General features: G+C 44.6%; 10 protein-coding genes. 2 read left to right on the forward strand and 8 right to left on the reverse strand.

The features are described 5' to 3' along the window. Positions 1–248: 248 nt before the first annotated feature. The 8 genes from L9Q40_RS16590 to L9Q40_RS16625 all read right to left on the reverse strand — a co-directional run bounded on the left by L9Q40_RS16590 (position 249) and on the right by L9Q40_RS16625 (position 10,160). Positions 249–2,339: a YjbH domain-containing protein gene (locus tag L9Q40_RS16590; protein WP_498793994.1), complete on the reverse strand. Its 2,091-nt coding sequence runs from the start codon at positions 2,337–2,339 to the stop codon at positions 249–251. Positions 2,340–2,424: 85 nt separating this feature from the next. After that, complete coding sequence (locus L9Q40_RS16595; protein ID WP_498793995.1) at positions 2,425–3,369, reverse strand: excinuclease ATPase subunit; 945 nt, start codon at positions 3,367–3,369, stop codon at positions 2,425–2,427. A 563-nt stretch (positions 3,370–3,932) separates the two neighbouring features. Continuing rightward, a complete protein-coding gene (locus tag L9Q40_RS16600) occupies positions 3,933–4,358 on the reverse strand; it encodes a phosphate-starvation-inducible protein PsiE (protein ID WP_498793996.1) in 426 nt (141 codons plus the stop codon). A gap of 128 nt (positions 4,359–4,486) precedes the next feature. After that, positions 4,487–5,326 (reverse strand): ABC transporter ATP-binding protein, encoded by an 840-nt coding sequence (locus L9Q40_RS16605; protein WP_498793997.1) that lies wholly within the window; start codon positions 5,324–5,326, stop codon positions 4,487–4,489. A 32-nt stretch (positions 5,327–5,358) separates the two neighbouring features. After that, entirely contained in the window at positions 5,359–6,216 is an 858-nt protein-coding gene (locus L9Q40_RS16610) for an ABC transporter ATP-binding protein (RefSeq protein ID WP_014230572.1), read from the reverse strand. Between the two features lie 9 nt (positions 6,217–6,225). Then, on the reverse strand, positions 6,226–8,052 hold the full coding sequence (locus L9Q40_RS16615) for an extracellular solute-binding protein (protein ID WP_498793998.1): 1,827 nt from the start codon (positions 8,050–8,052) through the stop codon (positions 6,226–6,228). A gap of 37 nt (positions 8,053–8,089) precedes the next feature. Next, positions 8,090–9,133 carry an ABC transporter permease gene (locus tag L9Q40_RS16620; protein ID WP_014230570.1) on the reverse strand — a complete coding sequence of 348 codons (1,044 nt, stop codon included), beginning with the start codon at positions 9,131–9,133 and terminating at the stop codon, positions 8,090–8,092. Between the two features lies 1 nt (position 9,134). Further along, on the reverse strand, positions 9,135–10,160 hold the full coding sequence (locus tag L9Q40_RS16625) for an ABC transporter permease subunit (protein ID WP_014230569.1): 1,026 nt from the start codon (positions 10,158–10,160) through the stop codon (positions 9,135–9,137). A gap of 819 nt (positions 10,161–10,979) precedes the next feature. On the opposite strand from L9Q40_RS16625, the gene L9Q40_RS16630 reads away from it, so the two are divergent. Both L9Q40_RS16630 and L9Q40_RS16635 read left to right on the forward strand, forming a co-directional pair. Further along, the gene (locus tag L9Q40_RS16630) at positions 10,980–13,580 is read left to right on the forward strand and encodes a TonB-dependent receptor plug domain-containing protein (protein ID WP_498793999.1); all 2,601 of its coding nucleotides are present in this window, start codon (positions 10,980–10,982) and stop codon (positions 13,578–13,580) included. A 72-nt stretch (positions 13,581–13,652) separates the two neighbouring features. Next, positions 13,653–14,417, forward strand: a complete 765-nt coding sequence (locus L9Q40_RS16635) for a DUF3450 domain-containing protein (RefSeq protein WP_014230567.1) — start codon at positions 13,653–13,655, stop codon at positions 14,415–14,417. Positions 14,418–14,419 lie beyond the last annotated feature (2 nt).

Here is a 14,419-nt window from a genome sequence, read left to right on the forward strand (position 1 = left end):
CAGAATAATAAATGTGACAAATATCCTTATACATGATCTTGGAATAAGTTGCATGTCACAAATAAACGAGCACATGCAGAACACAGACTCATAAGAACTCATACGAAAAAGAATCGTCATTCATAATCCTGATAGTTAATAACGATACTCCAACTCATTGACAACATAACCCTACCCAAAAAGCCAGAAAGCAAAAAGGGCGGTGCCTACAAAAGGAAACCGCCCTTTAATATTACTTTTTAAGCGACTTACCGCTCTTGTTCCAACAAACGAAGATAAGCGTTTCTCATTCGCTGTTGATAGGTATTGAAGTACGCTGGCGTTAACCTAGAACGGTTAAGGTACTCACGTTCAAGACTGTGTTGCAGCTCAACAGACTGACCAAGTCCGGTGTTGATATTGTTGTGAGAGTCATTAACTCGAGTTTGTACCGTCAGTTCATACTGATCGATACCTCTGACTTGCAAGTAGCCTGGCTTCATGTCTCGCCATGGCGTCAACGGTAAAGAGACGCCAAGAGTCAGAAACTCTTCATCTTCGCTGCTTAAGTATTTCGCAAAGAATTTAGCATCACCGAGCCAATGCGTTGTGGTGATATCATAACCTTGATCCCCACGCCAGTACTCTCCACCTCGCAAGCTTAGCTGCCAGTTCCAATCTGGTCTTGAATAGGTATAGTTAGCTAAACGAGTGGCTTTGTCTTCAATTTCACGACCGCGTGAGTCAACGTCATCCTTATAGGTGAATTCGCTGATCTGAAAACCAATGCCGTGATGTCCCTCAGGTGAGTTCCACTGGGTTTCATTCATTCCTCCAAGGTAACCGCTATAGATATAACCTGCCGAAAACTGAGTCATGATATCCATAGGTAGACGAAAAGCCTGGTGAACAAGAACACGGTTAATCTCATTTTCTAAGCTTTGATTTTCCCAGTACCCACCTTCCTGATAGTCATCACTATCATCAAGAGGCAATACGTGTCGGATATCAAACGCAGCGCCTTGCCACAGAGGTGTGTACAGGTTGGAACTCAGACCAACAGAATAATCAAAAACACCATATTCCGTGGCAACGTTGTAATTCATAATTGGTGCAAAAATAAGCTGCGAACGCCCCATACCATCGTTGATATGCTGATGGATCCACTGAGTCTGTTTCCGATATTCATTCAAGTGCTGTGAGGAAAACGACGTCTGTTTACATAACTCGCCTGTCTCCAAAAAGTCTTGATAGCAGTCTAGCGTGGTGGAAACTCGCATTACTGGTATATTGTTATTCAGCAGCAGCAAGTTGATCACTGGAGCATAATCACTACCAACAATATCGGTAAGTGTATCATGGCTTAGGTTTGTTGCTATTAGGCCCAGAGCTACACCAACACCGTCAACTTCATTGTGGTTGTAACGACGGTTCTCGAGGGCAATGACCAACTGGTTAAGATGAGTACCCGTTTGAATATTAATAAAGCCTTCATTCTTAAGCGCTTGCTGCAAAGATGTCCGACTTGTCGACTTGCTAGCAGCCAACTGAGAGGTAAGACGCTGCTCGGTACTTTCTAGTTCTGGCTGTTTTAATCGCTTACGGCTATTGCTACTATATCCAACCAATGGAATGTCTGTATTGATCCCCCATAACGTCTGATCACTGTTCTCGTGACCAGTGTAAAGCTCAACATGGGCAGAAGTCTGAATACCATAGGGTAAAAAGCCCTCAGGGGTAAACACTTTCGCCGTAACATTGAGTTCGCTGGCATCGTATTCACCTACGAGTTGGGCAAAAGAAAGCGGTTGCCACTCGACCCCACCAAAAGGCCCGTCCATAATCCCAAGACTAAGATCTGACTTACCAAAACCTGAACTAACACGTAATCCGTAGCCTTCGAAGGTTTTATCTGCGACGACATAAGCCGCTCTAAAGTTACTGGCAGCACCGCCAACATCTTGAGCCCCGACGGCTAGTTGGATGCCAGTTAAGTCATAGACATAGGGTACTTGAGCCTTAAATGATGCGGATAAGTCTCGAATACCGCATCCATAGTCGAAGTAACCATTACAATCGTAAGTTTGAGTAACAATTCTCCCCCCAGCTTCAACACCGGGAAGAATACCTGCGGCAAGAAACCAGTCATCAAGTTGGGCGATACTTCCTAGATAGGGCACTCCTTGACTGAAAGAGATATGGAAATCCCCAGTGTCAATCACCTGAGCATTCGGGGTGAACCCCAACCCGGTGAAGCTCTGATAAGAAGTTAGGTTATCGGGTGAGGCAAAACTGGTACAGGGGGCAAAGAGCAAAACTGTCCGTATGCAGTTTTGTAATGAAAAGTTAGGTCTGAACATGTGATACATCCATTTATAAAAAATCACCCAAAGCGTGTGCTATGGGTGACTAATCTTTTAGCTATGATAAGGAAGGAGAAAGCTATTAAGCGCCACCGCCGCCTTCACTACCACTACCACCTGTACCACCTGTACCACCTGTAGGTGGAGTCTCAGGCTCAGGAACGGGCTCCGCTGGCTTACCCGTTGCTATATCTTCATTAAGTTCATCAAAAATTGGATCATCCTGATTGATATCTTCGTCTTGTTCTGCATCAGCAATTGTGTTGAATACAGTCTCATCTTCCAGAGCTCCAGAAAGTTCGACATAGATTTCATCACCATCGTTATTGGTCGGATAGTTTGGATGTTCATCCAAAACAACCTGACTTACTCTTCTCGTCACAGTAGTAAGTTGCTCAACAGTAACATCTGAATTTTCACCTTGAGCAGCTAGTGCATCAGAAAGAACCACTGTGGTAACCATAATTTCTGAGTAAACGGTTGGATTTGATTCTTTTAGATCACCCAATACAGTTTCAGGATCAGTGAGCAAATCGATAACATTAATTTCCACGCCTTCGTTGTTTAAATTATCAACATCGATACCCAGGCTTTTCAAAGTCGCCTTAGCAACTTCTTCAGAATAATCGTCATCACCCAGAGCTTTGGCAATAATTGTCGTCAATGGCGTTGCCGCTGCTTCTTGACCCGCTTGGAGCAAGCCTTTTGGCACACTGTAGCTTACATTCGACATGTCTTTACCGTTAGAGGTATCCACGGCACCGTCAGTTTTATTGAAGGTTACAGAACAAGTTTCAGGGCTAGTTGCGAACGTTTCATCTTCAATGGTGATAAAACCATCGTAGTCAGTAGTCCCGTTGATAGCGCCGCCTGAGCCATCAGTACAATCAAACTGACCAGTCATACCTTGAACAGCACCATCGAATGCACGTACATCCTGAGAAAACGATACAGTATCAGTGCTACTATCATTACAGCCGACTAAAATTATGGAGCCAACCGCGATTGCTAATAGTGAAAATTTCACTTGAATCTCCTTTTTTTTTGCAAGTGAGGGTATACCAATGAAGGGCCGCGATAATAGTTTCTATTATTTTTAACCTTGATTAATATAACAATTTTAGCTTTTGACCAATAATATAAGAAATACCTATGAATGTAAAAAAACTGTTTGCTTCGAGCCGACAGATAAATTACTCAAAATTGACAAGACTTGTATGCCAATTAGATAAGGCTAATCCTGACGGTTCAAACGGCTATCATGCAGTAGAGGTATAAAACTTGGCAACAAAAAAGGTAATATCTATATTATTCAGTGATATTGCTCTAAAAACAGCACCACTTACTTAGGCTTAAAAACATCAACCAACATCGACTTAAGTAACAACATTAAAAATAAAGTCCAATATTGGTGCAAAAAAATAGTCTAGATACTCAATCAACCTATATGTATCTTCAAACCCATATTTATAAAAACCTTATTTATATGGTTCACCTCACTTTCAAGCAGATACCTCGAACCAGCCCTCAAATGAGACTAAAAAGAAGAAATCAAAAGTAGTTCTAACAAAAAAGAGGCCAAAGTTAGCTTTACTCATCCTTTTCTGCTGTACGCTTATCCACATATGGCCAATAATGGTGACCCGCGCGAATTAAAAGCGTCGCCGCCGCAAGAATCAGGGCCGCAAGAGATAGCCAAACAACAGGAACCGCATCCAACTCTTTCATACCCAGAGTAATGTAACGAGCAATTGCCATCATCGCGATATAGATGGGGTAACGCACCGGAATTTTCCCGTTCATCACAAACTGCCGTACCATCGCCAACACTTCGAGATAAATAAACATCAATAAGATGTCAGTTAACAAAACACGTTTTGCAACAAAGACATGGATGAACTCCTCCGCCATGGCATACAAGGTAGCCAAGGTAATGGCGACTAATAATATCGCCTCAAAGAAGTGGAAGATTTTTAAGAACGGTCGGCTGAATGATTTCGGTAAATCTGACGCCATAGTCAATTATCCAAACAAAACCAAAGAGATAAGCCTGAGTGTAGCATGTAAGCGTAAAAAGCATACAAAAGAAAAACGCCCCGACTACTTGGCGGAGCGTTGCTTGTTTACATTCGCAGTGGCACGGCTTACGCCACTCGCTGCTTTTTTTCAGCCACACGTTTTTTCTTTCTGTATTTAGGATGCGTAATTGGGATAGCAGAAAGCAGCTTTTTGGTGTATTCGTTTTGTGGGTTAGCGTAGATTTCTTTCGCATTGCCCGCTTCGACAACCTTACCAAAGTACATCACCGCGACTTTATCTGAGACATGCTTCACTACGGACAGGTCATGGGAGATAAAAATGATCGCCAGATTCATTTCTTGCTGTAGTTGTAACAACAAATTGAGAATCTGTGCCTGAACGGAAACGTCCAAGGCCGAAACAGACTCATCACAAATCAGAAGTTTTGGTTTCAGCGCAATCGCACGAGCAATCCCGATACGTTGACGCTGGCCACCAGAAAACTCGTGCGGGTAACGATTTACCGCGGTTTCTGGCAGGCCGACTTTAACCAATAACTCTTTCACCCACTGTTTACGTTCAGCAGGCGTACCTACTTTGTGAATCACAAACGGCTCTTCCAGAATCATACCGATAGTATGACGCTGGTTGAGAGATTCCATTGGGTCCTGAAAAACGATCTGCATGTCTTTTCGCAGAGAACGCATCTGCTTTACTGACAGCTTAGTGATATCTTTGCCTTCGAAAAAGATTTTGCCTTCCGTTGGTTCGTAAAGCTTTAATATTGTTCGGCCTAAGGTACTTTTACCACAGCCTGACTCTCCTACCAGGCCCAGCGTTTCCCCTTCTCCGACAGACAGGGAAACCCCATCTACCGCTTTAATCGTGTAGCCTTTCTTAAACAGCCCTTTACCAGATACAAAGTGCTGCTTAAGATTTTCAATTCTTAATACTTCTTTTGCCATAACATCCTCTTTTATGACTCGTTCACTTTGTACTAGTGAGCAAACATACTTGCATCTATTGGTTTGATGTCGATCATCTGCTTAGGTTCATTATCTAAGCTTGGCATCAATCCCATCAAACGCTCGGTGTATGGGTGCTGCGGGTTATCAAACAGTTCAAAAATCTCTGCTTTTTCAACAATGCGCCCGCCATACATCACTGCCACGTCATCGCACACTTCTGCCACCACACCAAGGTCGTGCGTAATGAAGATCATCGCCATACCCGTCTCTTCCTGAAGATCATTCATTAGTTCAAGGATAGACGCCTGTACGGTTACATCCAGTGCAGTTGTTGGTTCGTCACAGATCAAAATGTCTGGTTTACAGGCCAGTGCCATTGCGATCATGACACGCTGACGCATACCGCCAGACAAGTTGTGCGGATACTCGTTAAGACGCTTTTCTGGCATTGGAATTTTTACTTTATCCAACATTTCAATCGCATAGGACTCGCGTGACTTCTTATCCAGCTCTGGGCGGTGTAGTTCGAGTACTTCACAAATCTGACGGCCGATGGTGTGAACAGGGTTCAATGCCGTCATTGGATCCTGGAAGATAATAGAAATGCGGTTACCACGCATTGCATACATTTCATTTGCAGGCAAATCCACCAGATTGGTTCCGCGGTAGTTCACTTCACCCTTAACAATATTGCCGTATGGCTTCGGCAGCAACCCCATAATAGACATTGAGGTCACACTCTTGCCACTGCCCGACTCACCCACTAAGCCTAGAGTGCGTCCGGCTCGAACATCAAAGTTCACACCATGGAGTACTTTTACCGGCCCATCGTCGGTCGTAAATTCTACTTCGAGGTCTTTAACACTTAAAATTACATCGTTTTCCATAACACCTCCTTACAGCTTATAGGTGTCGTCGATTTCAACTACAGGCTCGAATGTCTTACCCGATTTCATCGCTTTTTGAGTTTCTTTTTTCACATCACTGTCGATCCAGTATGTGCCGTCACCAATAACACCATCACTGTAAAGTGCTTCTGTCATACGGTTCATCGGTTTTTCTGGTAGCTTCAGCCAGCGCCAATGGCCGTAGCGAACGTAAGGCACCATGTAGCCCGAGATGATCACGTGCGCGTCGATAATATTGCGCTGAATTTCGTGTCCCAGTTTGATTTTCTTGTCCATATCTAAACCGAAACGATACTCCATGATTTTTTCATCCAGCTCTGGTGTGCTGTAATTGGTGAAGTTGTTCGTTTGCGGCTTATTGGCATTGACCGAATGGAAGTATTCCCAATAGGTTGGAATCTCAGAAGTACTCATGGTCAGGAAAGCGAGATCGTGCTTTTTCTCACGCACATATTTGAACATCGAAGAACCATCCACCAGTTTCAGTTCAATGTCCAAACCGGCCAACTTAGCCTGCTCTTTTAGATAAGCGATACGCGGAGTGTGGACAGGCGTTCCATAAGTCAACTCGAAACTCAGTCGCTGACCTTCAGAGTTAACGCGAATACCGTCAGACCCAATTTGGTCAAAGCCTGCGGTTTCAAATGCTGCAATAGCTTTATCGACATCAAAGGCGGGTGCTTTTACATCTGGCAGCGAATATTTGCCATGGCCAAAACCGGTTGGATTAGGCTTACGGGAGTAGTCACCGCGCAAGACATTTTCGATCATGCCATCGAAATCCGTCGCGTAGGTGACACCTTTGCGCACATTAAGATCATTCAATAGCGGTTGCGCCGTGTTGATCCAAAGGCCACCAGCCCCTACAGGATATTGGTTGTAGCCCCAGAACTTCTCGATGTAGCCCTTTTGATACGGTTCCGTGTTCGATTTATCATGCCACAAACTTGGTAGTATTAAGCCAAAGGCATCGAGATTGCCTTTCTCAAAGTGCTTCATAGCAATGTCATTATCACGAATGACAGTGATACGAATCTTGTCGACGTTGTAGCGGTTTTGGTAGTACTTATTGCTATAGCCCCACCAGTCTTTACCAACGTGTTTAAACGTTACGCTTTTGCCTTTCTTGATATCATCCAGGTAATAAGCGCTTGTGGTTGGTTCACTTTTAAAGTTGTAGTAACGAACAAAATCATCATGGATGCCATCGCCGTTTTCATCTTTGGCTGGATTAGCATAGAAATGAGCAGGTCGTGGACGTAACGCGCCCATTCTTAACATCAGTTCTTCTTGGTTGAACTCTTTAGCCGCAACAACTGAAAACGTGTGATCATCGAATTTAACGACGTCTGCGACCGTTTTGTTGTAGTAGTCGTTATACCAAGGCTCAAGAATATCTGCGGAACGGTAGAACTTGAGCATGAAGACAAAATCGTCTGCAGTCACTGGCTTGCCATCCGACCATTTCGCTTCCGGGTTTAGTCGGAAGTAAACCGTCTTATTATCACCAGCCAACGCCCATTCATTTGCCAGCTCAGGAATGAATTCCAAAGTATCCGGATGGCGCACCACTAAACCCGGTGTGTCATCTAACAAGAAAGCACGCAGTCCTGCGTTCGCGTCTGGCCCTACGCTACGTAATGTCTGTGGAAAACTCGACATATAAGTGCGATAAGTGCCACCACGCTTAGCTTCTGGAGAGCCATATTGCGGCTCATCCCAGTTTGTTTTCCATTCTAAGTCAGTCGGGAGCGTCGCGGACATTGCACCGAAACTCAGGGCGGTCAACGTAGACGCTAAAAGTAATCTATTCATAAAACTTCCCTTTTTTATGTTTTGTTCACACGCTTAATTAAACATAGCGTGTGAATTTTTTCGGGTCGAAAGCCGCTCGGATCGCTTCACCAATGAAGGTCACCATCACCAATACCAATACAATCGAAGTCACTACTGAAGACACAATCCATGGCGAGTCTAAATTCGACTTACCTTGTTGCAGTAGCTCACCCCAGCTCGGTGTTGGTGGCATTAGGCCAAGGCCTAAGTAATCTAACGCTGTTAGTGCAGTAATGTTAGCCGCAATAGTAAATGGAGCCAGTGTTACAATCATAACCATCGTATTAGGAAGTATATGATTAAATAGAATACGTCCCGTTGATGCACCCAAAGCACGCGCTGCCATTACGTATTCACGAGCCGATTCTTTGTAGGTCATGGTCCGCATGTACCACGTCATCCCCATCCAGGAGAAGAGAACGTTGATGGCGACGAAGAGCGCGAAGGTGGGCTGAACGATTGAAACCAGAATCATAATCACGTACAGGAATGGCACCATCGACCAAATTTCGATCAATCGCTGAACGAACAAATCGAATTTGCCTCCCCAGAAACCCATCGCACAACCGACTGCTGTACCAATCGCGTACGAGACGATCATGGTTAGCAAAGCAAATCCCATCGCGGTTCTAAAGCCATAAACCAGACGAGCTAAGATATCTCGACCGATAACGTCAGTACCTAAATAGTGCTTGTTCTCAGCGCTCGGTGCTGTTGGTGGGAAATCACCGCTGAAATCCTGCTCATACGGGTTCCAAGGAACGATCGGCAAAATGACAAAATTATCTCCACCTTGCTCTTCAAACACCTTCTGCAGTACACGGTAATCTGCTTCACTTGCGGAGTTTTGGCCGAAATCACTGCCTAAGCGTACATCACTGACCACAGGAAAGTAGAAACTGCCGTCATACTTCACGACGAGAGCTTTACTGTTGATCAACAGCTCTGCAAACAGAGAGAGGATCAACATGATTGATAACACCACGAATGACCAGTAACCACGTTTGATCTCTTTAAAGTGGCGAATTTTCTTTTGAGTTAATGGACTGACTGTAAACATCTTACGCTCCAAACTTCACACGAGGGTCGACTAAAGCAACACAGACATCTGAAATGATGTTACCGATCAACAACAAGATCGCGTTGATGGCAACAATGCCCATTACTACAGGATAATCACGCTCCATGATGGACTCGTAGCCCAGCAGGCCAATACCATCGATGTTAAAGATAACCTCGATCAGGAATGCGCCCGTCATAAAGAAAAGTAAAGAGTTACCGAAATGGCTCGCAATCGGGATTAAACTGTTACGCAAAGCATGTCGGCGAACGGCTTTCTTGAACGGCAAACCTTTTGCGATTGCAGTACGGATGTAATCTGATGACAAGTTTTCCATCAGGTTATTTTTCATCGTCATTGTCAGCGTGGCAAAGTCACCAATCAGATAACAAATCAATGGCAACACAGCATGCCACATGATGTCCTTGGCTCGCTCAAAGAAGGTTTCATAGTCATCGAAGTCATCGCCAACAAAGCCTCCCATAGGGAACCACTCGAGGTGATAACTGAACAAGGTAATGAGAAGCACGCCCACTACATACCCAGGTAAGGCATAGCCAACAAATATCAATATCGAGGAAGAGGAATCAAACACGGAGCCATGCTTGAGCGCCTTGTAATAACCGAGAGGAATGGAGATGAAGTAACTGATAAAGAACGTCATCCCTCCGTAAAACAGAGAAACAGGCAGGCGTTCTGCAATCATCTCAGATACTGGCTCGTAGTAACGGGTTGATTCGCCAAGATCTAACGTGACCAAACGGCTTAACCACTCGACGTACGCTTCCATTACTGGCTTGTCCAAACCATAGAAAGCATTTAACTCTGCGATTTGATCGTCAGAAAGCGCGGTGTTACCACCCGCAGACGTCATAGAAGCGGCGCCATCTCCCTGTGATTGCATTTGAGACAACATACGCTCAACAGGACCACCCGGTACAAAACGAGTAATGGCGAAAATAAGAATGGTAATTCCGAGAAACGTCGGAATCACTAACGCTAAACGGCGTAAAAAGTACGACAGCATATACAACTTGCTCCTTGTCTACTGTCCAATTTAGACCGGCGTAACAGAAAAAATACCGGCCCCAAATGGTGCATATCTATCTTGCAGAAATTCAAATCACTGAAGCACGTTCCATGTGGGTCAATAACTTGTTTTTTATCACTGCAATAATGTCAGCGTCATATTTAGCTTGAATCCACATTGGCTTCAAGTGTTTAAAAACAAAACATGACGCACTTCGTCCACTATCAAAAAAAACGCAATATTTTGGTAAAAAATGATAAAAAACCACAAAAAATAATTCATACAGAATATCAATCTGACTAAATTAGAGCCAAAACCCTACATAAAAATGCAGAAATTAAGAATAATAAGACAATCCCTAACCAAGCATATTGACTCGAAATCACGAGTGAGCCCTTTGGTAGCAACGGGTATCATATTTTGATACCACCCTACGTGCTAGAGCTAACTTGATTAGCTTTACATATAAAACCCATGTCAGAATTATTCACTGGAAAAATACTTTTTTTCAGATTCAATTACCCGCTTAAAAACCATACACAACATAACCCATTAAAGTTTACAAGAAAGACAAAACACGGTGTTTTATCGAGGTTTAATGTCATTTTTTTATTATTACTTGGTTAATTATTCTGCAATTCACAATCCCTTCAGATTTTTACATCTTTTTTACATTTGACCATCCTAGTTTACCACTGGTTTGACTTCCTTTTTTGACCTCGGTTATACATTGGCCGCACGTTAACGAAACATTAACGTCACATTTGGTCGTTTACGACCAGACACAGGAAATAATAATAAATTGGAGCAACAAGGATGTATAAAAACACAACAGCTTTATCTGTTGCGATCAGCCTTGCTTTGGGTACGGCGACGGCTTTCGCACCTGTAGCAGCTCAGGCAGAAGAGCAGCAAGTTGAAAAACTTCAAAAGATGAAAGTTACTGGTTCGCGCCTTACGCGCGCATCAATGGAAGGAAGCACTCCGATAGCAGTGATCGGTCGTGCGGAGATCGAACGTGCTGGTGACGTATCGATTGCAGACGTTCTACGTAAATCTTCATTCAACTCATTTGGTTCTTATAGTGAAAGCTCTGGTAGCTCATGGCAAAGCCAGGCAACCATGTCTCTGCGTGGTTTAGGCGCTTCACGTACTTTGGTTCTTGTTAACGGTAAACGTCTTCCTGGTTCTGCAACCATGGGTGGCGGCGCTGCGAACATCAACGCAATTCCATCTGCGATTGTTGAGCGTGTTGAAGTAATGGCCGACGGTGGCTCTGCGGTATACGGCTCTGATGCGGTTGCTGGTGTCGTTAACATCATCCTGAAAGAAGAGTTTGATGGCATTAACGTAACGGTTGGTTCAGGCATCCCTAGCCAGGACGGCGGTGATGAAGGAAACGTTGCGCTTGTGATGGGTACCAGCGGCGAGAAAGGTAACATCATGTTCTCGTTTGAGCATGACAGCAAAGATGAAATCTACCAACGCGATCGCGATTACCTAAGCTCAACGAATACTGACGCAGCGAACTACTTCGATATGTCTGGCGTAAGTATTTACGGCCGTAACGTGTACCATGACGGCGAACTAAAAGCGCTAAACGGTTACAACACTGACGCCTCATGTACATCAAAAGGTTTTGTTGGTCTAACAAACTACCCAGGTCTGGGTGACATTTGTGGTTACGACTACACTGGCGAAGCGGCTCAAACTGCCTCTCTAGAACGTAACACGGTATTTGTTAACGGTAATATCTTCCTGACTGACGACACTACGTTTAACTCACAGTTACTGTTGAACCGTAACGAAAGTTTTGGCCGTTTTGCACCTGCTGCAGGTTACTTTACCGTTGATCCTACAACTAGTGGCGGTGCTGATTTCTTCACTGAAAATGGTCTTGATCCAACGAAAGGTCCAGCTGCAGTCTACTACCGTTTCAACAACGTTGGTACACGTGATAATACCGTTAAAGATTTCCAGGCTGACTTCAAAGCAGGTTTAGATGGCACGCTTTACACTGACACATTCGGTGACGTGATTTGGGAAGCTGGCTACCATATGAACTACTCCAACGGTAGCGAAACAGGTACTGGTTATGTCTTTGGTTCAGCAGCATCACAACTGGCTGAGTCAGGCCAATTTGTAAATGGTGAGTTCAGCGCAGACGCGACAGACCAGCTTTCTGCAGGTACTGGCCGTGAAACAGAAATGGAAATGCACCAATTCTCTGGCGGTCTTCAGTTTGACCTTGCGCAAGTGGGTGACGTAACGATTCCACTGTACCTTGGTGCCGAGTTCACAACTTACGATTACTCAGACATCTACGATCCACAAAGTGAAGCGGGTAACATCATCGGTAGTGCGGGTAACTCTGCTGCAGGTGATCGCGAAACTTACGCATTCTACGCGGAATCTTTGATCGCATTCACTGATGAGCTAGAAATGAACATCGCGGCTCGTTACGACCACTACAGTGACTTCGGTGATGAAATCTCGCCAAAAGTATCATTCCGTTACCAGCCTCTTGATAACCTGATGTTCCGCGCTGGCGCTGGCATGGGTTTCCGTGCTCCAACACTATCTGACCTTTACGCGGCTGACAGCTACTCGTCAGACTTCGCAAAAGACTACAGCTACTGTTCAGCGAATGGCATTGCATATGCAGACTGTCCAGAAACTCAATACGATGTGACTCGTACTGCAAACGAAGATCTGGAAGCAGAAACATCAGTATCGTTTAACTTTGGTGTGAGCTACTCACCAATCGAAGATCTAGACGTAACAGTGGATTACTACAACATCAGCATTGATGACATGATCACACTGAATACACTGCAAAGTATGATCGACGAAGAGCGTAGCTCTGGCGTTTCTAACCCGAACATCATTCGTGATGCAAATGGCCGTATCGTAGAAGCAACAGCGGGTCTTCAGAACCTAGGTACACTAGACACTTCTGGTATCGACCTGAAACTGGGCTACCGTTACGACTTCGATTACGCGACTGTTCGCTACGACTTTATGGGTAGCTACGTACTTGACTACAGCACACCTGAATACGTTGGCGGTCCAACAAACAACCAAGTAGGCCGCAACGGCTTGCCTGAGTACCGCTTCAACTCTGGTGTTGGTGTGAGCTTCCTTGAAGATCACGACATCTACCTATCTGCAGACCACATCGCAGACCAGGCGCAAGATGTTGATGACAACTACAAGAAAATTGGCCACATCTCTTCACAAACAACGTGGAACGTGGCGTACAACTACCTAGCTCCATGGGATGCAAAATTCACAGCGGGTGTACGTAACCTGACTGACGAAGATCCAGCATTTGAAGCTGATGGCGTGACTTATGAGTCAGACCTATACAGCATTCAAGGCCGCGTTTACTTCTTGAAATACTCTCAAAACTTTTAATTAAGACCTTTGGCGCAGGAGGATTTCCTGCGCCCTATTCGACTGACTTTATACACTAACAAGGATGCTACTATGACGTTAAAGGAATTTGGCGTAAGTGCGTTGACTGCCGCGATCCTGTCGGTAAGTGGTGCAGCAATGGCTGCTGACTCAGGAACCGTAGTCTCTAATCAAGCACAAACCACTAAGTCTTCACAGGCTTCACAAGAAAAAATCGACAACTATGCTGAAAGCACTGAAGGCATGTTGGCTGAATACAAAGGCTTACTTCGTCAAATCGACAGCATGAAAGTCTACAATGAGCAAATTAACCGTATGGTTCAATCTCAACAAGGTGAGTTGGATTCATTAAACAATCAGATTGCTCAAATCGATCAAACGGCAACCGAAGTTGTCCCTCTAACACTAAAAATGATCGATGCACTAGACGAATTCGTGACGCTCGACTTGCCGTTCCAAAAAGAAGAACGTAACAAACGCGTTCAAGAATTACGTCGCCTGATGGATCGTGCAGACGTAACGACTTCAGAGAAATTCCGTAAAGTAATGGAAGCTTACCAAATCGAAGAAGGCTTCTCGCGCTCTATCGAATCTTACAAAGCTAGCCTTGACCGTGGCGGCGAAGTTGTGACTTACGACTTCTTGCGTATTGGTCGTACGGCACTTCTATTCCAATCTCCAGACGGCGGTGAAACGGGTATGTGGAACCAACAAACTCGTCAATGGGAAACATTACCTGAAAGCTACCGTATTGCTGTACAGCAAGGTCTGCGCATCGCTAAGAAGCAAGCGCCACCATCGCTGATCAAACTGCCTGTATTTGCTGGGGAGGAATAAGA

The organism is Allocatenococcus thiocycli (assembly GCF_921292965.1).
Lineage (GTDB): Bacteria > Pseudomonadota > Gammaproteobacteria > Enterobacterales > Vibrionaceae > Vibrio > Vibrio natriegens.

Excerpts from the sequence above, each read along its gene's own strand:
- L9Q40_RS16630 (WP_498793999.1), top strand. The coding sequence starts at position 10,980 with ATGTATAAAAACACAACAGCTTTATCTGTTGCGATCAGCCTTGCTTTG.
- L9Q40_RS16590 (WP_498793994.1), bottom strand. The coding sequence starts at position 2,339 with ATGTTCAGACCTAACTTTTCATTACAAAACTGCATACGGACAGTTTTG.
- L9Q40_RS16615 (WP_498793998.1), bottom strand. The coding sequence starts at position 8,052 with ATGAATAGATTACTTTTAGCGTCTACGTTGACCGCCCTGAGTTTCGGT.
- L9Q40_RS16600 (WP_498793996.1), bottom strand. The coding sequence starts at position 4,358 with ATGGCGTCAGATTTACCGAAATCATTCAGCCGACCGTTCTTAAAAATC.
- L9Q40_RS16635 (WP_014230567.1), top strand. The coding sequence starts at position 13,653 with ATGACGTTAAAGGAATTTGGCGTAAGTGCGTTGACTGCCGCGATCCTG.
- L9Q40_RS16625 (WP_014230569.1), bottom strand. The coding sequence starts at position 10,160 with ATGCTGTCGTACTTTTTACGCCGTTTAGCGTTAGTGATTCCGACGTTT.
- L9Q40_RS16610 (WP_014230572.1), bottom strand. The coding sequence starts at position 6,216 with ATGGAAAACGATGTAATTTTAAGTGTTAAAGACCTCGAAGTAGAATTT.
- L9Q40_RS16620 (WP_014230570.1), bottom strand. The coding sequence starts at position 9,133 with ATGTTTACAGTCAGTCCATTAACTCAAAAGAAAATTCGCCACTTTAAA.
- L9Q40_RS16605 (WP_498793997.1), bottom strand. The coding sequence starts at position 5,326 with ATGGCAAAAGAAGTATTAAGAATTGAAAATCTTAAGCAGCACTTTGTA.